This is a genomic window from Cellulomonas sp. KH9, assembly GCF_900114185.1.
Taxonomy (GTDB): domain Bacteria; phylum Actinomycetota; class Actinomycetes; order Actinomycetales; family Cellulomonadaceae; genus Cellulomonas.
The window spans coordinates 183,432-209,916 of the sequence record NZ_FOSE01000005.1 but is presented as its reverse complement, the minus strand read 5'-3'; the positions used below and the strand labels follow the sequence as shown (position 1 = coordinate 209,916).

General features: G+C 75.6%; 23 protein-coding genes. 14 read left to right on the top strand and 9 right to left on the bottom strand.

Annotated features, from left to right (window positions below; translation table 11 throughout):
• Positions 1-167 precede the first annotated feature (167 nt).
• The 3 genes from BMZ16_RS16735 (at position 168) to BMZ16_RS16725 (ending at position 4,401) form a co-directional block, all read left to right on the top strand.
• On the top strand, positions 168-758 hold the full coding sequence (locus BMZ16_RS16735) for a hypothetical protein (RefSeq protein WP_089802582.1): 591 nt from the start codon (positions 168-170) through the stop codon (positions 756-758).
• A 143-nt stretch (positions 759-901) separates the two neighbouring features.
• Positions 902-3,478, top strand: a complete 2,577-nt coding sequence (locus tag BMZ16_RS16730) for a circularly permuted type 2 ATP-grasp protein (protein ID WP_089802580.1) — start codon at positions 902-904, stop codon at positions 3,476-3,478.
• Positions 3,475-4,401 (top strand): transglutaminase family protein, encoded by a 927-nt coding sequence (locus BMZ16_RS16725; protein WP_089802578.1) that lies wholly within the window; start codon positions 3,475-3,477, stop codon positions 4,399-4,401. The genes BMZ16_RS16730 and BMZ16_RS16725 overlap by 4 nt, the downstream gene beginning before the upstream one ends.
• 44 nt (positions 4,402-4,445) lie before the next feature.
• On the opposite strand, the gene BMZ16_RS19440 is transcribed toward BMZ16_RS16725, so the two are convergent.
• The 3 genes from BMZ16_RS19440 to BMZ16_RS16710 all read right to left on the bottom strand — a co-directional run bounded on the left by BMZ16_RS19440 (position 4,446) and on the right by BMZ16_RS16710 (position 7,711).
• Complete coding sequence (locus BMZ16_RS19440) at positions 4,446-5,354, bottom strand: hypothetical protein (RefSeq protein WP_089802576.1); 909 nt, start codon at positions 5,352-5,354, stop codon at positions 4,446-4,448.
• A gap of 72 nt (positions 5,355-5,426) precedes the next feature.
• A complete protein-coding gene (locus tag BMZ16_RS16715) occupies positions 5,427-5,987 on the bottom strand; it encodes a DinB family protein (RefSeq protein WP_089802574.1) in 561 nt (186 codons plus the stop codon).
• A 401-nt stretch (positions 5,988-6,388) separates the two neighbouring features.
• Positions 6,389-7,711: a GAF domain-containing protein gene (locus BMZ16_RS16710; protein WP_089802572.1), complete on the bottom strand. Its 1,323-nt coding sequence runs from the start codon at positions 7,709-7,711 to the stop codon at positions 6,389-6,391.
• A gap of 151 nt (positions 7,712-7,862) precedes the next feature.
• On the opposite strand from BMZ16_RS16710, the gene BMZ16_RS16705 reads away from it, so the two are divergent.
• From BMZ16_RS16705 to BMZ16_RS16690, 5 genes are all read left to right on the top strand, one after another.
• Positions 7,863-8,468, top strand: a complete 606-nt coding sequence (locus BMZ16_RS16705; protein WP_089802570.1) for a TetR/AcrR family transcriptional regulator — start codon at positions 7,863-7,865, stop codon at positions 8,466-8,468.
• Positions 8,469-8,543: 75 nt separating this feature from the next.
• Positions 8,544-8,789: a hypothetical protein gene (locus BMZ16_RS19435; protein ID WP_177199755.1), complete on the top strand. Its 246-nt coding sequence runs from the start codon at positions 8,544-8,546 to the stop codon at positions 8,787-8,789.
• 38 nt (positions 8,790-8,827) lie between these two features.
• Positions 8,828-9,856: a class I SAM-dependent methyltransferase gene (locus tag BMZ16_RS16700; RefSeq protein ID WP_255366765.1), complete on the top strand. Its 1,029-nt coding sequence runs from the start codon at positions 8,828-8,830 to the stop codon at positions 9,854-9,856.
• Between the two features lie 224 nt (positions 9,857-10,080).
• Positions 10,081-11,160 carry a lytic polysaccharide monooxygenase gene (locus BMZ16_RS16695; RefSeq protein WP_089802566.1) on the top strand — a complete coding sequence of 360 codons (1,080 nt, stop codon included), beginning with the start codon at positions 10,081-10,083 and terminating at the stop codon, positions 11,158-11,160.
• A 292-nt stretch (positions 11,161-11,452) separates the two neighbouring features.
• On the top strand, positions 11,453-13,372 hold the full coding sequence (locus BMZ16_RS16690) for an NHL domain-containing thioredoxin family protein (protein ID WP_089802564.1): 1,920 nt from the start codon (positions 11,453-11,455) through the stop codon (positions 13,370-13,372).
• Between the two features lie 133 nt (positions 13,373-13,505).
• Here BMZ16_RS16690 and BMZ16_RS16685 read toward each other — a convergent pair whose 3' ends face one another.
• On the bottom strand, positions 13,506-14,963 hold the full coding sequence (locus BMZ16_RS16685; protein ID WP_255366785.1) for a GGDEF domain-containing protein: 1,458 nt from the start codon (positions 14,961-14,963) through the stop codon (positions 13,506-13,508).
• A 269-nt stretch (positions 14,964-15,232) separates the two neighbouring features.
• Here BMZ16_RS16685 and BMZ16_RS16680 point away from each other — a divergent pair, with 269 nt between their 5' ends.
• Positions 15,233-16,405 carry a lytic polysaccharide monooxygenase gene (locus BMZ16_RS16680; RefSeq protein ID WP_089802560.1) on the top strand — a complete coding sequence of 391 codons (1,173 nt, stop codon included), beginning with the start codon at positions 15,233-15,235 and terminating at the stop codon, positions 16,403-16,405.
• A 195-nt stretch (positions 16,406-16,600) separates the two neighbouring features.
• Here the strand turns inward: BMZ16_RS16680 and BMZ16_RS16675 are convergent, their stop codons facing one another.
• The 3 genes from BMZ16_RS16675 to BMZ16_RS16665 form a co-directional block, all read right to left on the bottom strand.
• The gene (locus BMZ16_RS16675) at positions 16,601-16,828 is read right to left on the bottom strand and encodes a hypothetical protein (protein WP_255366764.1); all 228 of its coding nucleotides are present in this window, start codon (positions 16,826-16,828) and stop codon (positions 16,601-16,603) included.
• A gap of 44 nt (positions 16,829-16,872) precedes the next feature.
• Complete coding sequence (locus BMZ16_RS16670) at positions 16,873-18,006, bottom strand: hypothetical protein (protein WP_089802556.1); 1,134 nt, start codon at positions 18,004-18,006, stop codon at positions 16,873-16,875.
• Between the two features lie 190 nt (positions 18,007-18,196).
• Positions 18,197-18,424: a DUF6458 family protein gene (locus BMZ16_RS16665; RefSeq protein ID WP_089802555.1), complete on the bottom strand. Its 228-nt coding sequence runs from the start codon at positions 18,422-18,424 to the stop codon at positions 18,197-18,199.
• A 165-nt stretch (positions 18,425-18,589) separates the two neighbouring features.
• On the opposite strand from BMZ16_RS16665, the gene BMZ16_RS16660 reads away from it, so the two are divergent.
• Positions 18,590-19,051 carry a hypothetical protein gene (locus BMZ16_RS16660; RefSeq protein ID WP_143082873.1) on the top strand — a complete coding sequence of 154 codons (462 nt, stop codon included), beginning with the start codon at positions 18,590-18,592 and terminating at the stop codon, positions 19,049-19,051.
• Positions 19,052-19,116: 65 nt separating this feature from the next.
• Positions 19,117-19,668 (top strand): NUDIX domain-containing protein, encoded by a 552-nt coding sequence (locus BMZ16_RS16655; RefSeq protein ID WP_089802550.1) that lies wholly within the window; start codon positions 19,117-19,119, stop codon positions 19,666-19,668.
• A 57-nt stretch (positions 19,669-19,725) separates the two neighbouring features.
• On the opposite strand, the gene BMZ16_RS16650 is transcribed toward BMZ16_RS16655, so the two are convergent.
• Together BMZ16_RS16650 and BMZ16_RS16645 are read right to left on the bottom strand one after the other, a co-directional pair.
• Positions 19,726-22,083 carry a beta-xylosidase/alpha-l-arabinosidase gene (locus BMZ16_RS16650; protein ID WP_255366763.1) on the bottom strand — a complete coding sequence of 786 codons (2,358 nt, stop codon included), beginning with the start codon at positions 22,081-22,083 and terminating at the stop codon, positions 19,726-19,728.
• Positions 22,080-23,135 (bottom strand): LacI family DNA-binding transcriptional regulator, encoded by a 1,056-nt coding sequence (locus tag BMZ16_RS16645; protein WP_089802548.1) that lies wholly within the window; start codon positions 23,133-23,135, stop codon positions 22,080-22,082. Before BMZ16_RS16645 ends, BMZ16_RS16650 begins: the two co-directional genes overlap by 4 nt.
• Positions 23,136-23,325: 190 nt before the next feature.
• On the opposite strand from BMZ16_RS16645, the gene BMZ16_RS16640 reads away from it, so the two are divergent.
• Genes BMZ16_RS16640 through BMZ16_RS16630 form a run of 3 tightly spaced genes read left to right on the top strand, consistent with a single transcriptional unit; the run spans position 23,326 to position 26,482 of the window.
• Positions 23,326-24,654, top strand: a complete 1,329-nt coding sequence (locus tag BMZ16_RS16640; RefSeq protein WP_089802547.1) for an ABC transporter substrate-binding protein — start codon at positions 23,326-23,328, stop codon at positions 24,652-24,654.
• Positions 24,651-25,598: a carbohydrate ABC transporter permease gene (locus tag BMZ16_RS16635; protein WP_089802545.1), complete on the top strand. Its 948-nt coding sequence runs from the start codon at positions 24,651-24,653 to the stop codon at positions 25,596-25,598. Before BMZ16_RS16640 ends, BMZ16_RS16635 begins: the two co-directional genes overlap by 4 nt.
• Positions 25,598-26,482: a carbohydrate ABC transporter permease gene (locus BMZ16_RS16630; protein ID WP_089802543.1), complete on the top strand. Its 885-nt coding sequence runs from the start codon at positions 25,598-25,600 to the stop codon at positions 26,480-26,482. Before BMZ16_RS16635 ends, BMZ16_RS16630 begins: the two co-directional genes overlap by 1 nt.
• Positions 26,483-26,485 lie beyond the last annotated feature (3 nt).

The following is a 26,485-nucleotide window of genomic DNA, read 5'->3' as shown; positions in this document are numbered from 1 at the left end:
GAGCGCGACCATGTTACGTTGACCGCGCCCTTCGGGAGCCGCACGGTGCACACCGCCGCGCCCCCGCACCGCCGCACCGGGTCGTGGTCACGCCGTACGTTCGCGGCGGCCGGTGCGTGCTGCTCGCGCGCCGGGGCCGCGCCGGTCCTGGACCCCAGGAGCACCGCGTGACCCTGACCGCCCCGCCCGCACGTCCCTCGGCCGCACGTCCCACCCCGGCAGCACGCACCGCGACGGCGGCCCGCCCGCACCGGGTCCGGCGGGTCGCGGCCGCCCTCGGGGCCGCCGTCCTGCTGGCCGCATCGGGCTGCGCCGCCGGCGCCAGCGCCGACGCCGGCCCGACCACCGTCGCCCCCCACCCGGGCGCCGAGGTCACCTTCGGCACGCCGCACGAGTACGCCGACGGCCTGGTCGTCGAGGTCACCGCCCCGGCCCGGTTCACGCCCACCGCCCGGGCGGAGTGGGACCGTTCGGTGCAGGGTCTGCCCGTCCGGGTGCGCGTCACGATCACCAACGGGACCGGCGCCGACTTCCGGCCCAACACGCTGAGCGCCGTGGGCGTCTCCGCCGGGCAGGACGCCCTCGCGATCGTCGACCCGGGCTCGCAGATCGAGGAGACCGGTCCGGACAGCCCGGTGGCCGCCGGTGAGTCCGTCGCCTTCTCGCTCGCGTTCCTGGTGCAGGACCCCGCGGACGTCGGGCTGACCGTCGAGCCCGCGCTCGGCGGCTACGGGCCGCTGGTCCTCACCGTCGGCTGACCGTCGCACCGGGTCGGGGCGACCGACGTGGCGGGTGCGACCCACCGGTCCGGTGGGCACGGGGCGGTGCGCCCCGTGCGTCACCGGCGGGCGCACCGGCCGCGTCAGGGGCGCCACGCCCGCCCGTGCGTCAGACTGCCCGGGTGACCGACCTGCTCTCGTCGCCGCGCCTGCTGGGCGACGGGACGACGATCGCGCACCGGCCGGACTGGGCGTGGCTGCCTCCCGGTGCCGCGCCGACCGACGCCGACCTCACGCGCGCCGGCCGGCAGGCCGAGCAGCTGCTCGCCGGGCACGGGGTCACCTACGGCGCCGACCGGGCGGACAGCGACCACCACTGGCGGCTCGACCCGCTGCCCGTCGTGGTGGACGAGCCGGAGTGGGCGCGGCTCGACGCGGCGCTCGTGCAGCGGGCCGAGCTGCTCGACGCGGTGCTGCACGACCTCTACGGGGCACGCCGCCTCCTCGACGACCGCGTGCTGCCCCCCACGGCCGTGCTGTCGCACCCCGGGTTCCTGCGACCGGTCGACGGGCTGCGCCTGCCGGGCGGCCGCGAGCTGGTCCTCACCGCCACCGACCTGGTCCGCGACGCGTCCGGCGAGTGGTGCGTCCTCGCGGACCGCACGCAGGCGCCGTCGGGTGCCGGGTACGCGATGGAGGACCGTCGCGTCGTCGCGCAGGTGCTCGCGCCGGTGTACCGCCAGGCGTCGATCGCCCGGCTCGGGCCGTTCTTCCACGCGCTGCGCAAGGCGCTGGTCGAGGTCGCCCCGCCCACCGCCGGCGACGCGCCGCGCGCCGTGCTGCTCTCGCCCGGGCCCGGCAGCGAGACCGCGTTCGACCAGGCGTACCTCGCGTCCATGCTCGGGCTGCCGCTCGTCGAGGGCAGCGACCTGGTGGTGCGCGCGGGCCGGCTGTTCCTGCAGGGCATCGACGGGCTCGAGCCCGTGGACGTCGTGCTGCGCCGGGTCGACGCGGAGTGGTGCGACTCGCTCGAGCTGCGTGCCGGGTCGCGACTGGGCGTCCCGGGGTTCGTGCACGCGCTGCGCCGCGGCACCGTCAGCGTCGTCAACCCGCTCGGGGCGTCGGTGCTGGAGAACCCGGCGCTGCTGGGCTACCTGCCGCGGCTCGCGCGCGCCGTGCTGGACCAGGACCTGACGCTGGCGTCCGCGCCCACCTGGTGGTGCGGCGAGGAGCGGGCGCTGCGCCACGTGCTCGGCCGCCTCGACCGGCTGGTCGTCAAGCCGACCGTGCACGGGCCGCGCACGACGACGGTGCTGGGCTGGACCCTGTCCGTCGCCGAGCGCGAGGAGCTGGCCGCGCGCATCGCCGCCGAGCCGTGGCGCTGGGTGGGGCAGGAGCCCGTGGGCCCGGTCCTGGCGGACGACGACGGCCCGCGGGCCGCGGTCATGCGCACCTTCGCGGTCGCGCACGCCGGCACGTACACCGTCATGGCCGGCGGTCTCGCGCGGGTCGCCGACGACGCGGTCGTCACCTCGTCCGCCGGGGCGTCCGCCAAGGACGTGTGGGTGCTGGCCTCGCAGCCGGCCGAGCCGGACGCCGCCGTGCGGGAGGACGTCGCCGGGGCCGGTGGCCGTGCCGTGGGCTACGGCATCTCGCCGCGCGCCGCCGAGAACCTCTACTGGATGGGCCGGTACGCCGAGCGCGCGGAGGACGGCGTGCGCGTGCTGCGCGCGGTCGCCGACCGCTGGGACGACTACCACCGCTCCCCGGGCAGCGCGGGCGGCCGGGCGCTCGAGGTGCTGCTGACCGCGCTCACACCGGCCGCGCTGGCCGACGGCGCACAGGCCGCCCAGCCCGCCGACGCCGACGCCGCCCACGTCGTGCCACGCCCCCCGGCGCTGCGGGACCTGCTGCTCGACCAGGGCACCCCCGGCTCCGTCGCCCGGGCCGTGCGCCGCCTCGCCTCCAGCGCCGCCACGGTGCGCGACCAGCTCTCGACCGACACCTTCGGCCCCCTGGCCCGCATCGAGCGCACGTTGCGCGACGAGCGGACGCGGGTGCGGGCACGTCAGCAGTCGGGCGGCGGCCTCGACGTCGGCCCCGTCCCGCCCGGCTCGGTCACCGCCGGGCTGCGCCCCACGCTCGACCGGGTGCTGGAGAGCCTGCTCGCGATCTCCGGGATCGCGGCCGAGGGCCTCACGCGGGACGTCGGGTGGCACCTGCTCGACGCCGGCCGTCGGCTGGAGCGCGCCCAGCGGCTCGTCGCGATGCTGCAGGCCACACTCGTGGTGCGCCGCCCCGGTGACGTCGAGGACCTGCTGCTGGAGTCGGTGCTGCTGGCAGCGGAGTCCGCCATCACGTACCGGCGCCGGCACCAGCGCGGCGCCGACGTCGCGAGCGTGCTCGACCTGCTGGTGCACGACCGCACCAACCCGCGCTCGCTGGCGTTCGCGCTCGACCGGCTGCTCGCGGACCTCGAGGCCGTGCCCGCCCCCCGGTCCGCCGCGCAGCGCGACCACCTGCTGCACGGCGTCGCGGACCTCGTGGCCGAGCTCGACACCGTCGCCGTCGGCAACGAGGTCTCCGAGGACGGGCGGCGCGTGCGGCTGGCCGACGCGCTCGGCTCGATGCTGTGGCGGCTGCGCGAGGCGTCCGACGAGATCGAGCGCGTGCACTTCGTCCGGCCGGCGCCCAGCCGTGCCCTGGACGACCTGTGGGGGTCGACCTACGGCGACCCGGGCGAGGGGGGTGAGCGGTGAGCGTCCGCACGTACGACCTGGTGCACCGCACGACGTACGAGTACGCGCAGCCCGTCACGGACTCCTACGGCCGTACGACGCTGACGCCGCGGGACCTGCCGGACCAGCGCGTGCTGGCGACCTCCCTGACGGTGGACCCCGCGCCGGCCGACACCGGGGAGCACGTCGACTGGTTCGGCAACACCACCACGTACTTCGGCGTGACGCGCCCGCACACGCGGCTGGTCGTCACGGCCCGCTCGACGCTCGAGGTCAGCCGCACCGTCCCGCCGCGCGCGGCCCTGCCCGACGTCGGGTGGCGCGCCGTCGCGCGCGCCGTCACCGCGGGGGACCTGGGGCTGCTGCGGACCGACGCCGCGGGGCTGGTGACGCTCCGCGAGGCGGTCCTGCCGTCGGCGCACGTCACGTTCGTCGAGGAGGTGCGGGACTGGGCCGCCCCGTCGTTCGCGGACGAGCGCCCGCTGGCCGACGTCGTGACGGACCTGCTGCACCGCGTCCGTGCCGAGCTGACCTACCGGTCCGGGTCCACGACGGTGAGCACGACGCAGGCGCAGCTGCTCGCGCAGGGGGCCGGCGTGTGCCAGGACTTCGCGCACCTGATGATCGCGGCGCTGCGGGTCCACGGCGTGCCCGCACGGTACGCGTCCGGGTACATCGAGACCCGGCCGCGCCCCGGGCGGCCCAAGCTGCGCGGTGCCGACGCGTCGCACGCGTGGGTGTCCGTGTGGCTGCCGGGGCACGGCTGGCTCGACGCCGACCCGACCAACGACCAGCTCGTCGACGACCGGTACGTCGTGCTCGGCTGGGGCCGCGACTACCACGACGTGCCGCCGCTGCGCGGTGTGATCTTCACCGAGGGTGGCGGGGCGACGCCCCGCGTCGAGGTGGACCTGGTGCCGGCGGGTTCCGAGCCGTTCGTCTGACCGCCGTTGCCGGCCGCCCGCCGGCGCGTCGCCGTACCTGCAGGTCAGCGTGCCCGGGCGCGCGCGTCGAGCTCCTCGTGCGGGACCACGAACCCGCCGGCGTCGACGACCGTGCCGCCGGCGGCACGCCACAGCGTCGCCACGACGCGGGCGATGCTCGGCGTGACGCGCTGCCGTGCGATGACGTGCAGCGGCGAGGGGTGCGCCTGGTCCAGCTCGTGCGGGTCGGGCGGCTGCCACGTCAGGCGGTACGCCCACGGGCCGTGCTCGCGCCAGTCGAGCGTCGACAGCACGACGGGGACGTCCGGCGAGCGTGAGCAACCGAGCTGCAGCGCGCCGTCGTACTCGTAGGTCGCGGTCAGGGCGAAGCCCTCGGCGGCACCGCCCGAGGGCGGGACCGGTGGCGTGAGCCGGCTGCCCGCCAGCGCGGGCCGCACCAGCGGCAGGACGTCCGCGCCGCTCAGGGGCACGGCGGACCACAGCGTCAGGTCCACGGCGGACGCCGGGTCGGGCACCACGGTGCGGTCGCGCGCCGCGGGCAGGATGCCGCCGGCGGTGCGCCGCGCCACCGCCGTGGCCCAGCCCGTCACCAGCTCCGGCGCGAGCGTCGCCCCGGTCACGGGTGCCGCCGGCAGCGCGTAGAGGTCGCTGTCCTGCGGCGGCAGGGTGAGCGCCCGCGCCTCGGCCGCGTCGACGGGGTACGGGCCGACGACCTCGACCGCGCCGTCCAGGCTCAGGGCGCCGGCGGTGCGCACGGGCGCGACCGCGATGCCGCGGAACCGCGCCCCGGTCATCGGCCGTGCTGCGGCGGCCTGTGCCGCGGAGAGTGGCTCGCGCGCCCAGAGCGCCGCGGGGAACCAGGCGCGGGCCAGCGGCAGGAGGTCCGTGTCCCGGGGGACCGCGAGGACGTGGCTGCCGTCGAGGGCCGCGAGAACCGCGGACGGTCCGGTCATGTCGGGACAGTAGCGGGCGAATGATGCAGGCGTGTTTCGGCGGCCGCCCGTCGTGGGGTCCGGGGCGACGGGTCAGGCGCGCACGTCGTGCAGGTGGTGCACCACGTCGTGCAGGAAGTACTGGCCGAGCGTGCGGACGGTGAACTCCGACCCGTTGCTGCGCCGGCCGGTGCGCTCCCAGGCGTCGCCCCCGACCGCGTCGAACCGGTCGGCCGTCACCTCGGCGGCGGCGGTGAGCTCCTCCGCCACGACCACCGGGTCCTGCAGGTCGTAGCGGTCCGCGAGGGCGGCCGCGTCCTGGTCCCAGTCGTCGAACAGCGGGTCGTCGTGGCCGAGCATCAGCTGCAGGCGCCGGCCGAACAGTCGCAGGACGTCGCGCACGTGGGCGCCGTACTCCAGCGGCGACCACACGTCCGGTGCCGGTCGCACGTGCGCGTCGTCGCGGTGCAGCACGGAGACCCACCGCGGGACGAGGTCGCGGACCGTGCCGCCGATGCCCGCCGGGTCGACGTCGGAGGCCGCGAACCTGCACTCCGGGCACCGCTCGCGCAGCACCCAGGTCCAGTCCTTGGCGTCCGGCGTGATCGCGGGCGGCAGGGTCGTGGCGGGCTCGGGATGGTGGTCGGTGTCCACGACCGCAACGCTAGCGGCATGCCCACGAGGGTGGGAACGCCCGGTTCGTCACGTGGATGCCCGACGTCCCGACCGGTGATGGTCGGGCGACGCGCCCCCTCCCGCGCGCCGCCCGACCGGGCACCTGGGGCGACGGGCTCCCACGAGAGGCGTCGCCGTCGATGCCACCGGTGCGACGTTATCGGCGCGACCGTTGCACGACCGTTGCACGACGAGATCCGTCACGGCGCCCGCCGGGACGACCCGTTCGGGTGCGGACGCGCTCGTCAGCGGGGGTGGGCCGGGGATCGGTGCCCGGCCGCTCACAACCGCTTCGACGGTGCTGTGAGAGGTGCTGGTCGGAGGGGTGGCGACGAAATCCGTCGTGCGCGGCAGCGGGGCCGCGGGGCACGGCGGCGGCGTCAGCGCAGGGTGCGGTTGAGCTGCGCGAGGCGGGTGTGGGCGCGCAGGTGGGCCGCCGACCCGATGGGTGCCACGCGCGCGAGCGTCTGCCACGCCTCCCAGTCGTCCGCGCCGGGGTCGCTCGCCGTCCAGCGGGCGACGAGACCCGGGTCGCCCGACGCGAGCGTGGCGGCGCGCACCTCGTCCTGGACCGTCGCCCGCACGCGCTCGACGCCCGGGGCGGTCGACCGCGGCAGGACCGAGCCGGCGTAGGCGCTCAGGGCGCCGGCGACGTCGCCGACGGCCAGCGCGTCCCGCACGGCGTCGACGTCGGTGCGCAGCGGCGCGGTGAGCCGGTAGGGCCGGGACTCCGACAGCAGCGGCCCGACCAGGCGGCGCAGACGCGAGATCTCGGCGCGCACCGTGACCTCGGACAGCTCGGACTCCGACAGCAGCACCGCCAGCTCGTCCCCGCGCAGCCCGGCGGGGTGCTCGGCGAGCAGCAGGAGGATCTCCGCGTGGCGGCAGGTCAGGCGACGGCGACCCGCGGGCGTGTGCAGCGTGCCGCCCTGGGTGCCGAGCACCCCCAGGCGTGCGCCCGGCGGTGCGCCCGCACCGGCGGTGAGGGTGGCCTCCACGGCCGCGACGGTCGCGCGCACGAGCGCCAGAGCCATCCACGACGCGGCGTCGTCGCGACCCGTGACGTCCAGGACCCCCAGCATCCGCCCCTCGGGGTCGTGCACCGGCACCGCGGCGCAGCTCCACGGGTGCACGACGCGGGCCCAGTGCTCGGTGCCCAGCACCTGCAGCGGCCTCCGGGTGGCCAGCGCTGTGCCGAGCGCGTTGGTGCCCACGGCGTCCTCCCGCCACGCGGCACCCTCGACGAACCCGACGCCGTCGAGCTCGCGGCGCACCGCACGGTCCCCGTCGACCCACAGCAGCCGGCCCGACTCGTCGCTCAGTGCCGCGACCCAGCCCGGGCCGGGCTCCACCAGCAGCCGGCGCACCGTGGGCACGGCACCCGACAGGGGGTGGCTGCTGCGCAGCTCGGCCAGGTCGGACCCGGCGACGTCGACCGGGGGTGTCGGCATCTCGGGGTCCACGCCCACGCGACGGCTGCGGCGCCAGGAGTCGGCGACGATGGGCCGGACCTGGCGCCCGGGGTCGTCGCCCGAGACCACGAAGCGCTCGTGGGCCGCCCGCACCACCGAGACGCGGCGCGTCCCGTGCTCGTCGAGGTGCCAGTCCCCGGGTCGCTCCGCGGGGATGGGGCCCGGCACCGCTGCGGCGCGCGCGCGACCCGCAGGAGGTCCCTCCTGCGGGTGGTGGGCGTGTCGGCTCATCGCGTCCGGGCTCTCGTCGGGCGGGGTCGTCCAGGTGATGCTGAGGCATTGTAGGCGAAAGCGACGAACCGCCGTGAGCAATGTCACACTTTCGCCCGTGTCACCCCTCGTCCGTGACGATCTTCCTGACAGGATGTGTCACGATGTCAGCATGCCGAAGATCATCGGGGCCTCGCTGCACGAGCACCGCGAGCAGACGCGCCGCCGCCTGTTCGAGGCGCTGTCGACGCTCATGAACGAGCGGGGCTTCGACGCGATCACCCTGGCCGACATCGCCGCCGCAGCAGGCGTGGGACGGACCGCCGTCTACAACCACTTCCCCGACAAGGAGGCGCTGCTCCTCGGCTTCATCACCCACGAGACCGAGCAGTACGCGGCCGGCCTGCAGGCGTCCCTCGACGACATCGTCGACCCCGTGGACCAGCTGCGCGCCTACGTCCGCGCCCAGGCCTCGCTGACGCGGGTCTACCACGTCGCGCCCGGGCCGGAGCTGCGATCCGTGCTGTCCCGGGGCGCCCAGCAGCGCGTCCGCGAGCACGTCCTCGTGGTCGAGCAGATCCTGCGCCGCATCCTCGCCGCGGGCATCGCCTCCGGCGCGTTCCCGGAGCAGGACCTCGCCACGACCGTCCCGCTCGTCAACGCGTGCCTGACCGGCCGCGGCCTGCCCGACGGCGGGCCGGAGCGTGAGCACGCGATCGCGCAGACCGAGGCGTTCGTGCTGCGTGCCGTCGGCGCGCGCGCCGCGGTGCCGGTCTGAGCGGGCAGCGGGGCCGGCGCGCCGGGGGGCGTGACGGTGCCGGACGCGACGGTGCCGGACGCGACGGTGCCGGACGTGACGGTGCGGCACGCGGTGGTGCCGGACGTGACGGTGCGGCACGCGGTGGTGCCGGACGTGACGGTGCCGGACGCGACGGCGCCGGACGCGGTGGTGCGGGGCGCGGTGGTGCCGGGCGCGCGGACCGGTCGGGCGCGGCGGTCCGTGGCGCGACCGGCGCACGCCCGACCGGTCGCGGTGACCGCCGGACGCACGGTGACCGCCGACCCGTCCGCGGTGCGGTCCCGGCGCGGGAGCCGCTGACGGCCGTCGAGCTCACCTACCTGCCCGGGCTGCGGGACGTGCTCGCCGCCGAGGTCGCCGAGGTGCTCCCCGGCGCCCGCGGGCTGCGCGACGTGCCGGACCGGGACGACGCCGTCGCGCTGGCGCTGCCCGGGCCGCTCGCGGCCGTGACGCAGCTGCGCACCGCGGTGGCCGCGTGGGTCGTCCTGCACCTCGACGTGCCGCGGCCCCGGTCGTTCACCAGCCCCGAGCACCTGGCCCGGATCGTCGACGCCGTGTACGCGTCGCTGCGCGTCGCCGGCTCGTCGACCTTCCGGTTCGAGGCGGCCGGCGCGGACTCCGCGGTCTTCGCGCGGCTCGCGGGCCTGCTGCACGAGGCGACCGGGCTGCGGCACGAGCCGGCGACGGGCGACCTGGTGGTGCGCGTGCGTCGCGGGCCGCGGCGGGGCGACGCCGACCCGGGGTGGGACGTGCTGGTGCGCGTCGGGCCCCGTCCGCTGTCCGCGCGCACGTGGCGCGTCGCCGACTTCCCCGGGGCGGCCAACGCGACGATCGCGGCGGCGGTCGCGCGCCTGGCCGGTGTGCACGGCGGGGACCGCGTCCTCAACCTCATGGCGGGCTCGGGCACGCTGCTGGTCGAGCGGCTGCTCGTCGGTCCGGCGGCGGCGGCCGTGGCGGTCGACCTCGACCCGGCGGCGCTCGACGCGGCCCGCGCGAACCTCGAGGCGGCGCGGCTGCTGACGCGCCCGCCCCGGCCGGCCCTGCTGCGGGCCGACGCCACGGACGCGGCGGCCCTGCTCGACGTCGTCGTCCAGCCGCTGGGCGGTGCGGCGGACGTGGTCCTGGCCGACCCGCCGTGGGGCACGCTCCACGGCTCCCACGCCGACGCCCCGCGGCTGCACGCGGGCCTGCTGCGGGCCGCTCATGCCGTCACCGCACCCGGCGCGCGCCTGGTGGTGCTGACGCACGAGGTCAAGGTGATGGAGCGGGTGGTACGCGACGCCGCGGAGCTGTGGACGCCGCGCTCCGTGACGCGCGTCTACGCCAAGGGGCACCACCCCCGCATCCACGTCCTCGACCGTCGGTGACCGCCCCGCGGCGAGCGCCGGTGACGGGACCGCCGGGGTGTCGCCGCTGCGGGTGCCTGGGACGCACGTCCCGCTGAAACGCTTAGCACTCTCGCGCGGCGCGGAGTGAGGCCGCACGGTGGTCGAGCCCTCGTGGCGCCCTGTCGTCCTCGGATCGCATCGTTGCGACCCGCCCGGGCGAGCGCGGACGGGGCACCGTCGTCACCGACCCCCAGGAGACATGCATGTCCATCCGTACCCGGAGCAGCAGCCGGTTCGGCCGGCTCGCCCGGCTCGCCCTCGCCGTCCCCCTGGCGCTCGCGGCCACCGGCCTCGTCGCCACGTCCGCGTCCGCCCACGGGTCGGTCACCGACCCGGCGTCCCGCAACTTCAGCTGCTACGACCGGTGGGGCGACGACCACCTCAACCCGGCCATGGCGCAGCAGGACCCCATGTGCTGGCAGGCGTTCCAGGCCAACCCCAACACCATGTGGAACTGGAACGGCCTCTACCGTGAGAACGTCGGGGGCCGGCACGAGGCCGTGATCCCCAACGGCCAGCTCTGCTCCGGCGGCAAGACGCAGAACGGTCTGTACGCGTCGCTCGACACCCCGGGCCCGTGGACGATGACGAACGTCCCCACGTCGTTCACGCTGACGCTCACCGACGGTGCCAAGCACGGCGCGGACTACATGCGCATCTACGTCTCGAAGGCGGGCTTCGACCCGACGACGGAGGCGCTCGGCTGGGACGACCTCGACCTCGTGAAGGAGACCGGGCGCTACGGCACGACGGGCCTCTACCAGACCGACGTGAACCTGGCGGGCCGCTCCGGCCGCGCCGTCCTGTTCACCATCTGGCAGGCCAGCCACCTCGACCAGCCGTACTACCTGTGCTCGGACATCAACATCGGCGGCGGCGGCAACCCCGGCCCGACGCCCACGCCGACCCCCACGCCGACCCCGTCGGTCACGCCCACGCCGACCCCGTCGGTCACGCCCACCCCGACCCCGACGCCGTCCGTCACCCCCACGCCCACCACGGCTCCCGGCGGGGCGTGCACGGCCACGGTCAAGGCGGCCAACGCCTGGTCGGGCGGCTGGCAGGGTGAGGTCGTCGTGACCGCTGGTTCCGCCGCGATCCGCGGGTGGAAGGTCACGGTCGGCGGCGCCACGATCACGCAGGCGTGGAGCAGCACGCACAGCGGCGGCGTCCTGACGAACGCCGACTGGAACGGCTCCCTGAGCGCCGGCGCCAGCACCACGGCCGGCTTCATCGCCACGGGCGCACCCGGCTCGCTGACGGCCACCTGCGCGACGGCCTGACGCATCCCGAAACCCGCCGGCACACGCCGGCGGCAGCACGACCCCGCGGGGGCACGACCCGCGGGCGGCACGGCCTGACGGCCGGGCACAGCCACCCCTCCGGCTGTGCCCGGCCGTCGCACGTCCGGGGCGGGGCCGGGCACGCCGGATCCCCTGGGTGACCACCGGCCACGTGGGGACGGTTGCCGGCGGTGGCAGTGCTCCCCGGTGACCAGTGGTCGGCGGGACGGGGTCGGCGACCAGCTGGTGGCACGGGCGTTGCGCAGGGGACCGGGTCGGGGAGGATGTGGGCGTGACGTCGACCGCTGCCCCCCGTCTGCCCCGTGTGCGCGCGTCCGAGCTGGTCGGACGCGGCTGGCTCAACACCGGTGGCAAGGACGTGACCCTCGCCGACCTGCGCGGGAAGGTCGTCGTCCTCGACTTCTGGACGTTCTGCTGCATCAACTGCCTGCACGTCCTCGACGAGCTGCGGGAGATCGAGGAGCGGCACCGCGACGTCCTCGTCATCATCGGCGTGCACTCGCCCAAGTTCGTGCACGAGGCCGACCCGGTCGCGCTCGCGGCGGCGGTCGAGCGGTACGAGGTGCACCACCCGGTGCTCGACGACCCGGACCTCGTGACGTGGCAGGCGTTCACCGCGCGCGCGTGGCCGACGCTCGTCGTCATCGACCCCGAGGGGTACGTCGTCGCGCAGATGGCCGGCGAGGGGCACGCCCACGCGGTGGAGACGCTGGTGCGCGACCTCGTCACCGAGCACGAGGCGAAGGGCACGCTGCACCGCGGTGACGGCCCGTACGTCGCGCCGACGCCGCAGCCGACGACGCTGCGGTTCCCCGCCAAGGCGGTCGAGCTGCCCGGGGGCACGTTCCTCGTGGCCGACGCCGGCCACCACGCGCTCACCGAGGTCGCCGCGGACGGCGAGACGCTCGTGCGGCGCATCGGGTCCGGCGAGCGCGGGCTCGTCGACGGGGGCCCGGACGAGGCCCGGTTCAGCGAGCCCAACGGCCTGTGCCTCGTCCCCCACGGGCTGCGCGAGCGCGTCGGGTACGACGTGCTGGTCGCCGACACCGTCAACCACGCGCTGCGCGGCGTGCGGCTCGCCGACGGGTACGTGACGACCGTCGCGGGCACGGGTGAGCAGTACATGGTCGGGGCCGTCGACAACGTCACGCCGTTCGACGGCGACACCGCGAACCCCGCCGAGGCCGGCGTGGGCGACCAGTGGCCGCCGCGGCAGGTGAAGCTGTCCTCGCCGTGGGACGTGACGTGGTCGCAGCGGCTCTCGGCGTTCGTCGTCGCGATGGCCGGCAACCACACGCTGTGGGCGTTCGACCCGGAGCAGGGATCGGTCACGCACCTCGCCGGGACGATGAACGAGGGCCTCGTCGACGGGGCCCCGGAGCTGTCGTGGTTCGCGCAGCCGTCGGGCCTGTCGGTGGACGCCGACGGTCGCATCTGGCTCGCCGACGCCGAGACGTCCGCGCTGCGGTGGGTCGACCCCGAGGACGCGTCGGTGCACTCGGTCGCCGGGACCGGGCTGTTCGACTTCGGCCACCGCGACGGCGCTGCCGACCAGGCGCTGTTCCAGCACCCGCTGGGCGTCGCGGCCCTGCCGGACGGCTCCGTGCTCGTCGCCGACACCTACAACGGCGCGCTGCGCCGCTGGCAGCCGGGCGACGGCGACGCGCCGGGCACGGTGACCACGCTCGCGACCGACCTGGCCGAGCCCAGCGGCCTGGTGCTGCCGGCCGGTGACACCGACCACGTGCTCGTCGTCGAGTCCGCGGCGCACCGCCTCACGCGCATCGCGCTCCCCGCCGGCGCGGGCGAGCAGGTCGACGCCGGCGCGCACCGCACCCAGCGGCCCGTCACGGAGATCGGCACCGACGTCGCGCTCGAGGTCGTGTTCCACCCCGCCGCGGGCCAGAAGCTCGACGACCGGTGGGGCCCGTCGACGTCCCTGCAGGTGTCGGCCACACCGGCGGGGCTGCTGCTCAACGGGGCGGGCGACGACGTCGCTCTCACCCGCACGCTGCGGCTCGACCCGACGGTCGGCGAGGGCGTCCTGCACGTCACCGCGCGCGCGGCGAGCTGCGACGCCGACCCCGCGATCGAGCACCCCGCCTGCCACCTGGCCGCCCAGGACTGGGGCGTGCCCGTGCGCGTGGTCACGGGTGCCCCGGAGTCGCTGACTCTGCCGCTGCACGGCTGACCGGCTGACCCTGCCGCTGCGCGGCGGGACGGCTGCGCGGCGGGACGGCTGCGCGGCGGGACGGCTGCGCGGCGGGACGGCTGCGTGGCGCCCGCGGTCGGCCGCGCCCTCGGGTGCGCCGACCGCTCGGGCCTCAGCCCGCGCCGACGCCCTCGGGCGGACCGGCGCCGTCGACGGCGATCGCGACGAGCGCGTGCAGCGCCGTCTGCACCTGCCGGCCGGTCGACGCCGCGGCCGCGACGGCCACCTCGACGACCCACTCGTCGCGCTCGACCGTCAGCAGGCGGGTCTCGGACGCGTCGGCGGGGCTGCCGCCGCGGGCGACCGTCGTGAACGTCTGCGACCCGGGCATGCGCTCGCGGACGGCCCACGAGTCGCCGCCCAGCGTCTCGGTGGCGGCGGCCGCGAACGCGCAGAGGCGCGGGACCACCGCGGGGGCTGCGGCGCCGATCGCCACGGCACCACCGGCGGTGAGGCGCTCGACGGCCTGCACCGGGTCGGAGATGGGCGGGGTGGTGCGGGCGCGGGCCCGTGCCCGGCGGCGCTTGGCCTGGTACTGCGCCTGGTCGGCGCGGCGGAAGAGGTGCCGGGCCTCGACCGAGCCCATGACGGCCGTCGACGCGACCCCGTAGGAGATCGCGGCGCCGTGCGGCAGCGGGAACTTCGCCACGGTGGTGGCCATGGTCGTCGCGACCACCTCGCGTGGCTGGTCGACCGTGACCAGGCAGAACTCGTCCCCGCCGATCCGCGCGGCGGTGGCGCCCGGGATCGCGTCCGCGGCGCGCCGCAGCACGTCCGCCACGGCCCGCAGCAGGTCGTCGCCCGCGTCGTGCCCCAGCTCGTCGTTGACGCGCTTGAGGCCGTCGACGTCGCACATGACCACGCACGTCTCGCGCCCGGAGGCCAGGGCGGCCTCGGCCGCCTGGTCGGCGGTCCGCCGGTTGGCCAGGCCGGTCAGCGGGTCGTCCGCGACGATGTGGCGCATCTGCTGCTCGAGGTCCACGCGGGCGATCGCCCCGGCGGCGAGCGCCGCCAGCACCTCGGCGGTCGCCACGTCGTCGACGTGGAAGAGCGAGGAGTCGACGTCGCGGACGACGGTGATCTGGCCCCACACGGCATCGTTGACGACCACGGGCGCGGTCAGGGCGGACGCGGCACCGACCTCCCGCAGCATCTCGACCTCGACGCGGTCGCCGGCCGACGTGTCGCCGGGGCGCACCGAGCGGCCGTGCGCGTCGAACGCGTGGGCCACCCAGCTCTCGCGGTTGCGCAGCAGGGCGCGCAGGGCCGGACGGTCGTCGGCCCGGTAGGTGGTGCTGAGGAACTGGTGCCAGCGCGGGTCGTTGCTCGGCGGGTCGAGGTGGACGACGCGGCTGGTCTCCTGGGTGATCCGGGCGACGGCGCAGGCGTCGGCGCCCAGCACGTCGACCGCGGCCTGGGCGGCCGCCTCGACGACCTCCTCGACGCGCCGGCAGGCGTCGAACCGGTGCGCGGCCACGGCGAGGCCACGCACGCCACCGAGGTCGGAGGCCGACAGGCCACCTCGGTGCGCACCCTTCGCCGTCGTGGCCCTGCGCGTCACGGAGCCCATCATCGGGCCTGCACCCCCCATCCGCCGAGCACGGTCCGTGAGAGGTCCGTGAGATCACTCGTCCGCGCCGTCGTTCCCCGTCGGGGTGGCGGTGCCGTGCCCGACGTCCTCGAGGGGTCCGTGCAGCCGTGGGACGAGTGTCCCACGTGCTGGAAACGTTTCGGAGGGTTGCCGCCCTCGCTGCCGGTACGCACCCTGAACGCCACACCGCACCGATCGGTGCCCGCCCCCCGCGGCGACCTGCCGCCGCTCGCGTGAGAGGGATCTCCATGCCCCGCACCCTGTCCAGACGCCGCGCGCTCGGGGGTGCCGCCGCCACCGTGCTCGTGGCCGCGGCGCTCGTCGCCGTGCCGACCGCCGCGCAGGCGCACGGCGGCCTGACCAACCCGCCGACCCGCACCTACGTCTGCTACACCGACGGCCTGGCCGGCGGTCAGGCAGCCGGCGAGGCGGGCAACATGAAGCCGACCAACCCGGCCTGCGTCAACGCCTTCGCCGACAGCAACTACTCGTTCTACAACTGGTTCGGCAACCTGCTCGGGACCATCGCGGGCCGCCACGAGACCATCGCCGACGGCAAGCTCTGCGGCCCGGACTCGCGGTTCGCCGCGTACAACACCCCGTCGTCGGCGTGGCCCACGACGCGCGTGACACCGGGGCAGACGATGACCTTCCAGTACGCGGCGGTCGCACGGCACCCCGGGTACTTCACCACCTGGATCACCAAGGACGGCTGGAACCAGAACGAGCCGATCGGGTGGGACGACCTCGAGCCCGCGCCGTTCGACCGGGTGCAGGACCCGCCGCTGCGCGAGGGCGGTCCCGCCGGTCCCGAGTACTGGTGGAACGTGAAGCTGCCGTCGGACAAGAGCGGCAAGCACGTGTTGTTCAACATCTGGGAGCGCACCGACAGCCCGGAGTCGTTCTACAACTGCGTGGACGTCGACTTCGGCGGGGGCGGCAACCCCGGCCCCACGCCCACGCCCACGCCCACGGTCACGCGCACCCCGACGCCGACCCCGTCGGTGACGCCGAGCCCCACCCGCACGCCGACGCCGACGCCGACGCCGACCGTGACCCCCACCCCCACCCCGTCCGTGACGCCCACGCCCACGGTCCCCGCGGACTCGGTGTGCGAGCTCGAGGTGGACGTCACCAACGCCTGGCAGGGCGGCTTCCAGGGCAACGTGACGGTCTTCAACGCCACGATGGAGCAGGTCGACGGCTGGGAGGTGAGCTGGAGGTTCACCAACGGCGAGTCCGTCCAGCAGGCGTGGAGCTCCACGACCACGCAGTCCGGCTCCACGGTGACGGCGCGCAACGTGGCCTGGAACTCGACGATCGGGCACCACAACGCGGTGTCGTTCGGGTTCATCGGCTCCGGGACGCCCCAGGCCGTGACCGGCGCGACGCTGAACGGGAATCCGTGCATCGTCCGCTGACGACCGTCCGCTGACACCGTCCGCCGACGGTCGTCGGCCGGGCTGCGACACCGATGCGCCCGCACCCTCCGGGGTGCGGGCGCGTCGTCGCGCTGCGCACCCGCGGCACCCGCGGCACCCGCGGCACCCGCGGCACCCGCGGCACCCGCGGCACCCGCGGCACCCGCGGCACCCGACGACGCCCGGCGGCGCGCGTCAGCCGCGTGCTGCGATCGGCCCCGTCGGGCGGACGTGCACGCTCACGCCGTGCACGCTCGCCGGCACGCCCAGCCGTCGGGCGGACGCGTCGTCCCCCAGGACGCGGACCAGGACGCCGTAGCCGTCCGCCTCGGGCGCGATGCCGACGCCGGCCACCCCGTCCCGGCCGGCCAGGGCGGCCTTGATCTCGTCCTTGGCCCGGCGGGCCTCGTCGAGGTCGGCCACTGCACACCTCCCGCGCCGGTCGGGCGCGCGGCCCGCGGCCCCCATCAGGCGAGCAGGGTCGCGTCGAGCGCCTCGAGGACGGCATCGATCGGGTTGACGTACGTCAACCCACGACCATTGTCCCCCCCGGTCTCCGACCCGGCAAAGAGCAGTCCCAGGGCGACGCCGTCCTGGCGGTAGACGAGCGAGCCGGAGTCGCCCCCGCGGGAGAACGGCAGGCGCCCTGCGCCCTCGATCTCGATCTGGTCGTCGAAGCGCAGGTTGCCGAGCTCCTCGCCGTAGCCGACGACCACGTCGTCGAGCTCGATCGCCGTGACCACACCGGTCGTGACGGCCGTGGTCCGCCCGACCTTGCCGACGGTCTCGCCGCCGAGCGCCCGGGCCGTGCGGGTGATGCGGCCCACCGGGTAGGTCGGGTCGACGTCCTGCTCGTCGAGCAGGGCGACGGCCGCGTCGACGACGGCGGTGCGTCCGGGCGCGAGCGGGACGACGCGGGCGAGCGTGCCCACACGGTCGCGCGGTGCGCGGCCGCCGTCCGCCGGGCCGGGCTGCAGCACCGTGTCACCCGGGCGGGCCGCGGGCGAGCCGGCGAGCACGTGGTAGTTCGACAGCGCGTGCACCACGCCGCCGACCAGGACGAACGCGCCCAGCGTGCCGGCCGTGACGTCGACGTGCGCGATGGACACCCCCGGGCGCAGCGGGCGCACGCGGCCGGTCTCGCCGAGCGCCTGCGCCGTGACCACGGGGGGCCGGGGGCCCGGCACGGGGGGTGCGTCCCCGCCGGTGGCCGCACCCAGGTCGGTGCCGATCCGGGTGCCGCCGAGGTCGGTGACCGGGCCGGTGCCCGGCTCGGTGCCGACGCCGTTGCCGGGTCCGCCCGCGCCGCCGGTGCCGGGGTCGTCGCCCAGCGGACGGATGCGGCCGGTGCGTCGCACGTCGACGGCGGTTCCCACCTCGCCGATCTCGTCGGCGACGCGGCGTGCGAGGTCGCGGACCCCGGGCACGTCCCGCCGGTAGCGCAGGGCGACGCCGTACCGACCGTCGCCGCGCGGCGCGAGCCCGACGGACAGACGCGGCGCGGGCACCCCGCTGGTCGACGCCTGGACGTCCTTCTCGATGAGCTCGCGTGCCACCGCCAGCGCGTGCGCCTTGGCCTGCCGTGCCTCGTCCCGGTCCATGCGGTCCCCTCCGTCGTCGCCCCCTGCGGACGCCCGCGGTGCGGCTGCGGGCGGGCGCCCATTGTGTCCGGGTCGTCCGACATGCGCCCCTCGTGCCCGCTCCACGGACGCACCGGACGCCCACCGACCGGCACGCACGACGACGCCCCACCCGGTCGGACCGGGCGGGGCGTCGGCGAGCCGTGCGGCGTCAGGCGGTCGGCGGGAGCGGGGGCTCCTCGCGGTGCTCGACGACCTGCCGGTGGGTCGTGTTGGTGCGCTGGGAGTTGAGCGCCACGGCCAGGATCAGCGCGAGGGCGCCCGCACCCATGCAGATGTACCCGATGACCGTGAGGTCGACGCCCTCGATCCGGTCGGAGACCCCGAACGAGAGGATCGCCCCGATCACCAGGAGTGCGATACCGCCACCGATGCCCATGTCGCTCCTTCGTCGTGCCCGGTGCGGACCTCGGTGGCCCGCCTGGCAGGCGAGTCTGGTGCCGTCGGGCGGGTCCCGCACGTCGAGAGCCCGCCGCACCCGGACGGGCGTCCGGCACGACCGCGCCGAGATGCCGGTGCAGCGCGGTCCCGGTAGACACGTCCCATGGGTGTTCTCGTGCGGTCCGTCGCTCTCGGTCTCGCGTCGGGCGGTCGCTCCGCGGTCGCCGTCGCCGTCCCCGTGCACGCTGCCACGCGCGGTCACCACGGCCTGGCGGCACGCGCGCTGCGCGGCCTGACCGCCGCCGCCGTGCTCGGCGAGATGGTCACCGACAAGCTCCCGGCCACGCCCAGCCGCCTCGTGCCCGTGCAGATCGGCGGGCGCATCGTCGCCGGTGCGACGGGGGCCGCGGCGCTGGCGGTCGTCGACCGCCGGGGGCCGGGGGCCGTGCTGGTCGCGGCGCTCGCGGGTGGCGCCGGTGCGTTCGCCGGGTCGGTGGGCGGGGCGTCGTGGCGGCAGTGGGCGGCCGAGCAGGGACCGGACGCGCTGCGCCCGGACGTGCGCGCGGCGCTCGTGGAGGACGCGCTGGTGCTCCTCACGGCCCGCACGCTCGCGCACGGTCGCTGAGCCGGGCACCGGTCCCCGGGCGCCGGCTCCCGGAGACCGCGTCCCCGGCCCTCTACGGTGACGTCATGCCCTGGCAGACCGTCACCTCGCGCATCGTCCACCGGAACCCCTGGATCACCGTGCGGGAGGACGACGTCGTCGCGCCCGACGGCCGGCCCGCGCGGTACGGCGTGGTCGAGGTGCGGCCGGCGGTGTTCGTCGTCGCGCTGACCGACGACGACGAGGTCGTGCTGGTGACCACCGACCGGTACACCGTCGGGCCCGGGTCGGTGGAGGTGCCCGCGGGCGGCACGGACGGCCAGGAGCCGCTGGTCGCGGCGCAGCGCGAGCTGGCGGAGGAGGCCGGTCTCACCGCGCGGGAGTGGACGCCCGTCGGGGAGGTCGACGCCCTGAACGGCGTCGCCCGGGCCGTCGAGCACGTGTTCGTCGCCCGCGGTCTGGCGCCCGTGGCCGAACCGGCCGCGACCGCGCGCGAGCAGGCGACCGAGGGCATCACCGCCGTGCGGACCGTGCCGTTCGGCGAGGTGCTCGGCATGATCCGCCGCGGTGAGGTGCGGGACGCCGAGACGGTGACGGCCGTCGCGCTCGCGGCGCTGCACCTGGGTCGGCTCGCCTGAGACGGCCCGGGGCCCACGGTGCGGTCGCACCGCGGGCCCCGGCCGCCCGGGACGTCCTCAGACGAGCGGCGTCACCACGGCGGTGCTGCGCAGCGCGCGGTCCGCACCGGGGTACCGGCGCGGCCCCGTGAGCTCCACCCGCGCGGTCAGCACGTCACCCTCGCTGGAGCCGCCCACCTGCACGCCGACCGTGCCCGGGTCGACCACGCGCCGCAGGTCCACGCCCGTGTACGACGTCAGGTCGGCGGGCACGGCGAACGTGACGCGCGCCGCGGTGCCCGGCTCGAGCGGCACGCGCGCGTACCCGGCCAGCTGCTTGACGGGCCGCGCGACGTCGGCGACGGGGTCGGACAGGTAGAGCTGCACGACCTCGGTGCCGGCACGCTCGCCGGTGTTGGTGACGGTCACGGCGACGTCGAACGCGCCGTCCGTCGGCACACCGCACGCGGTGACGCGCAGGTCGTCGTACGCGAACGTCGTGTACGACAGCCCGTGGCCGAACGGGAACGCCGGACCGGGGTCGAGGTTGCTGATCTTGTCGAGCCGTCGGGTCAGCGGTGCGCCCAGGTAGGTCTGCGGGCCGCCGCCCGGGTCGCGCGGCACCTGCACGGGCAGCCGGCCCGACGGTGTGACGCGGCCGCTGAGCACCCCGGCGATCGCGCCGGCGCCCTCCTCGCCCGGCATGAACGCCTGCACCACCGCCGCGGCGCGGTCGAGGAAGGCCCCCAGCGCGTAGGGGCGCCCCGAGACGACCACGAGGACGACGGGCGTCCCGGTGGCCAGGACGGCCTCGACCAGGTCGTGCTGGACGCCCGGCAGCCGCAGGTCGCTCGCGTCGCAGCCCTCGCCGGACGTGCCGCGGCCGAACATGCCGGCGCGGTCACCGACCGTCAGCAGGACCACGTCGGCGTCGCGCGCGGCCGCGACGGCGGCGTCGAACCCGGAGCGGTCGTCGTCCACCACGGCGCACCCGGGCTCGTGCACCACGTCGGCGCCGTCGAGCTCGGCGCGCAGGGCGTCCAGCAGCGACGGGACCTCGACGCCCATGCCGAGCTCGGGGTGCCGGGGCAGCACGTGGATCGGGTACGAGTAGCACCCGAGCAGCACGCCGGGGTCGGCGGCGGACGGGCCGACCACCGCGACGCGGCGCGTGGTGCGCGCGTCGAGCGGCAGCACGCCCGCCGGGTTGGCCAGCAGCACGACCGACTCCTCGGCCAGGCGCCGGGCGAGGTCCCGGTTGCCGGGGGCGTCGAGGTCGATCGGCTCGTCGTCGGGGGCACCGCCGGGGGGCGTGCCGTCCGCGGCCGGGGCGTCGAGCAGGCCCAGCTCGGCCTTCTGCCGCAGCACGCGCCGCACGGCGCGGTCGACGACGGCCTCGTCGAGCCCGCCGTCGGCCACCAGCGGGCCCAGCAGGCCGAAGCACATGGTGTTGGGCAGCTCGACGTCCATGCCGGCGCGCAGCGAGCGGGCGCCCGCGTCCACGGCGTCGGCGGCCGTGCCGTGGGCGGTGGCGAGGAACGCGACCGCCCAGTAGTCGGACACCACGGTGCCCTCGAAGCCCCACGTGTCCCGCAGCAGGTCGGTGAGCAGCGCCGACGACGCCGCGACCGGCTCGCCGTCGAGGTCGGCGTAGGAGTTCATGACCGAGCGGGCGCCGCCCTCGCGCACCGCCATCTCGAACGGCGGCAGCAGCACGTCGGCGAGCTCGCGCGGGCCGACGGACACCGGCGCGTGGTTGCGCCCGCCGCGCGAGGCGGAGTACCCGACGAAGTGCTTGAGCGTCGCGACGACGCCCTGCTCCTCCATGCCCTGCACGTACGCGGTCGCGATGGTCGCCACGGCGTACGGGTCCTCGCCGATGGTCTCCTCGACGCGGCCCCAGCGGTAGTCGCGGACCACGTCGAGCACCGGGGCGAGGCCCTGGTGGACGCCGAGGCGGCGCAGGTCCCGCCCGATGGCCGCGCCGACCTCGTGGACGAGGTCGGGGTCGAACGCGGCACCCCACGCCAGCGGCGCCGGGTACACCGTCGCGCCGTACGACGTGACACCCGTGAGGCACTCCTCGTGGGCGATGGCCGGCAGCCCCAGCCGGTGGTTCGCGACGAGCTCGCGCTGCGTGCGGGCGAGCTTGGCCCGGCCCTCGTCGGCCGGGACCGGGTCCGTGCCCAGCACGCGGGTCAGGTGGCCCAGCCCGTGCCGCGACGCGGTCGCGAAGTCGGGCCGGCGCGCACCGAACGTGTCCTGCATCGGCGCGACGACCTCACCCGCGCCGCGCCGGTCGAACCAGTGGCTGCCCAGCTGGGCGAGCTTCTCCTCCAGGGTCATGGACGCCAGGAGCAGCTCGACGCGCTCGTGCGTCGGACGGGTCGTGTCGTGCCACGGGTGCGTGGTGGTGCCGGTGGTGCTCGTGCTCAACGTGGTCCTTCCCGAGGCGCCGGCGGCTGTGCCGGCGGGGCGGTGGAGTCGCGGACGACGAGGGACGTCGCCAGCTCGATGTGGTGCGAGTCGGGCATGCTGCCGGCGTCCATGGCCAGGACCGTGCGCAGCGCGACGCGCCCGATGTCCCGCAGCGGCTGGTGCACGGTGGTCAGCGGCGGGTTGGTCCAGGCGGCGACGTACGTGTCGTCGTAGCCGACGACGGACAGGTCGCGCGGCACCACCAGACCGAGGCGTCGCGCGGCCTCGAGGACACCCAGGGCCTGGGCGTCGCTGCTGGCCAGGAGGGCGGTGGGCGGGTCGGCGCGGCGCAGCAGGTCGTCGGCGGCGCGCAGCGCCGCGTCGTGGTCGAACGCGACGTGCCGCACCAGCGCGGGGTCCAGGGTGACGCCCGCCGCCTGGCAGGCGGAGCGGAAGCCGTCGACGCGCGCGACGGCGCTGATGGACGCCTCGGGGCCCGCGACGACGCCGATGCGGGTGTGCCCCAGGCCCAGCAGGTGCTCACCGGCGGTGCGCCCGCCGGTCCAGTTGGTCGAGCCGACCGAGACCAGCTCGGGGGTCGTCAGGTGCAGCGGGTCGATGACGACCACGGGCAGCCGTGCCCGGGCGATGCTGTCGTACGTGGTGTCGGTGACCTGCGCCGTCACGACGATCGCGCCGGTGCGGCGTGCCGAGATCAGCCGCCGCGTCCAGCTGGACGGCGGCTCGGGCCGGTCGCCGCCGCCGCGCCGCACGCGCGAGACGGTGACGTCGACGTCCACCTCCTCGGCGGCGAGGGTGACGCCGCGCAGCACCTCCATCGCGTACGGGCTGTCGAGCTTGTCGACCATGAACTCGACCGTGCGCCGGGTCTCGGCGTGGCGGGCCCCGGGGGTGCGGTAGCCGAGCTCGGCGACCGCGGCCTCGACGCGCTCACGGGTGGCCGGTGCCACGTCGGTGTGCCGGTTGACGACCTTGGAGACGGTCGCGATCGACACGCCGGCGCGCTCGGCGACGGCGGTGAGCGTCGGGCGTCGTGCGGCTGCGGGCATGTGCCCCCCTTCACGGTTCAGGCCGAACGTAACCGTCCCCGACCGAAAACTTCAAGATGGCCGTTGATCCGTTTCAGCGGCGGCGGCGGGTGAGATCGGCGCGTTGACACGGGCGACAGGCGAAAACTACGGTGAAAGCGTCGCCCCCGAGGGCGAAAAGTTTTCGACGAGGAGAACTGGAGTCTCAACGATGAGTTCCACCATTGCGCGGCGGGTCCGCGCGACCGCCGCCGTCGTCGGCGTCGCCCTCGCCCTGGCGGCCTGCGGATCCGGTACGACGCCCCAGCTCGGCGACGGCGGCACCGCCGCCCCCGGCGGCAGCGGCGACGCCGCGATCGTCTGGGGTCTCGAGGGCGGTCAGTCGGAGTCGTACGTCGCTGCGGTCGACCGCTGGAACGAGGAGCACCCCGACCAGCCCATCGAGCTGCAGATGTTCGGCAACCAGGGCTACAAGGACAAGCTCCGCATCGCCCTCGGTGCCGGCCAGGGCCCCGACCTGATGTTCAGCTGGGGCGGCGCGGCGCTGAAGACGTACGTCGACGCCGGGTACGTCGAGCCCATCGACGACCCCGCGATCACCGACCGCTACCTGCCGTCGGTGCTCGACACCGTGACGTTCGACGGCAAGGTCTACGGGGCCGCGATCAACAACATCCAGCCCGTCGTCATCCTCTACAACGACGCGGTCTTCCGGCAGGTCGGCGCCGAGCCGCCCACGACCTGGGACGAGCTGCTCGACCTCGTGCCCGTGTTCGAGGAGGAGGGCATCGCCCCGATCGCCCTCGCCGGCCAGTCCAAGTGGCCGCAGCTGCCCTACCTGGGGTACCTCGTCGACCGCATCGGCGGGCCCGAGGTGTTCGACGCGATCGTGGCGAACGAGCCCGACGCGTGGTCCCACCCGGCGGTCACGCAGGCGCTCACCGAGATCCAGACCCTCGTGGAGGCCGGCGGCTTCGTCGACGACCACGCGTCGATCGCCTACGAGACCGGCGCGGCCGACGCGCTGCTCTACACCGGGCGCGCCGCGATGATGGTCGTCCTGTCGCAGGCGTACTCCAACATCAAGACCGCCGCACCGGACTTCGTGGAGTCCGGCGACCTCAAGGCCGTCCCCTTCCCGGCCTACGACGGCGGTGCCGGGGACCCGGCCAACCTGGTGGGCAACCCGTCGAACTTCTGGTCCGTCAACGCCTCGGCGACCGACGAGCACAAGGAGACGGTGCTGGCGTTCCTGGCCGAGCAGGTGATGAACGAGGAGTACATCGGCGAGATCCTCGACCGGTCCGCGGTCCCGGGCGTCACCACCGCGCGCGACCAGATCACCGAGCGCGACGACACGTTCGCCGAGATGGTCGTCGAGCTCACCGAGGCCGCACCGCACTTCCAGCTCTCCTGGGACCAGGCGATCAACCCGTCGCAGGCCGAGCAGCTCACGACCCACCTCGACCGCGTCTTCCTGCTGCAGACCACGCCGGAGGAGTTCGTGTCGGCGATGAACGCGACGCTGGACGCGCAGTGACGACCACCCTCCCTGCCGTCCCCGCGGGTGCCGCCGGCACCCGCGGGGACGGGCCCGGCGCGCGGCGACGCAGCGAGCGGCAGCCGGTCTCGGCGTGGCTGCTCGCGCCCGCACTGATCCTGTTCGGCGGGTTCGCGCTCGTCCCCCTCGGCGGCGCCGTGGCGCTGTCGTTCACCTCGTGGAACGGGCTGGGCACACCCGCCTGGCTCGGCCTCGACAACTGGGGCGCGGTCCTCACCGACCACGTCACCTGGCTCACCCTGTGGATCACGCTGCAGGTGATGGTCGGTACCTGGCTCGTCCAGACGCCGCTGAGCCTGCTGCTGGGCGTCTACCTGGCGCCGCGCGGCCGGTGGCGGGCGTGGATGGCCGCGGTGTACTTCATCGCCCTGCTGATGTCGTCGTCCGCCGTCGCGCTGGTGTTCAAGAACCTGCTGGACCCGAACTTCGGTCTCGCGGGGCCGGCCGGCCCGGGGTTCCTGCGGCACAGCTGGCTCGGTGACCCGAACACCGTGCTCATCGCCGTGATCCTCATCATCGCGTGGCACTTCGTGCCGCTGCACACGCTGCTGTACCAGGCGGGCGCGCGGCAGATCCCCGGCTCGCTGTACGAGGCGGCGCAGCTCGACGGCGCGGGCACCGTGCGCCGGTTCTTCTCGATCACGATGCCGCAGCTGCGGTACACGATCGTCACGTCGTCGACGCTCATGCTCGTGGGCTCGCTGACGTACTTCGACCTCGTCTTCGTGCTCACCGCCGGCGGCCCGGGCTACGCGACGCGGCTGCTGCCGCTGCACATGTACCTCACCGGCTTCACCGCCACCGAGATGGGCCGGGCCAGCGCGATCGCCACCATCCTCGCCGTCGTCGGCCTGGCGCTGTCCCTCGGCCTGACACGCCTGTCCGGCTTCACCCGGATGCAGAGCCAGCAGGAGGGCCTGTGATGGTCACCACCGAGGCCGTGCGCCCCGCCACCCCCACCGCGGAGGCCCCGCCGCGGCGCCGCCGCGACCGGATCCGCCCCAACCTGCCCGCCGGCGTCGGCTCGCTGCTGTGGCTCTCCGTCGTCATCGTGCCCGTGTACTGGGTGGTGGTGACGAGCCTGCGCACGCAGCAGCACTTCTTCACCGACCACCCGCTGGGCCTGCCCACCGAGCCGACGCTCGACAGCTACCGCCAGGTCATCGACAGCGGGTTCGACCGCTACCTGCTCAACTCGGTGGTCGTCACGGTGGGCGCCGTCGCCCTGACCATCGCCGTCGCGCTGCTCGCGGCGTACACGATCACGCGCAACACGTCGCGGTTCGTGGCCCGGTCGTTCTCGCTCTTCCTGCTGGGCCTGGCGATCCCGCTGCAGGCCGCGATCGTCCCGATCTTCTACATGATCACCAAGATGGGGCTGTACGACACGCTCCTGGCGCTCGTGCTCCCCACCGCGGCGTTCGCGGTGCCGATCACGGTGATCATCCTGGTGAACTTCCTGCGGGACATCCCCAAGGAGCTGTTCGAGTCGATGCGCGTCGACGGCGCGGGGGAGTGGCAGGTGCTCACCCGCCTCGTGCTGCCGCTGAGCCGCCCCGCCATCGCGACGGTCGCCATCTACGACGGCCTCAACGCGTGGAACGGGTTCCTCTTCCCCCTCGTGCTCACCCAGAGCCCCGAGCAGCGCGTGCTGCCGCTCGCGCTGTGGGCGTTCCAGGGCGAGCTCACCATCAACGTCCCCGCCGTCATGGCCGCCGTCGTACTGTCGGCGCTGCCGATCTTCCTGCTGTACGTCATCGGACGTCGTCAGCTCGTCGCCGGCCTCACCGCCGGCTTCGGCAAGTGACGA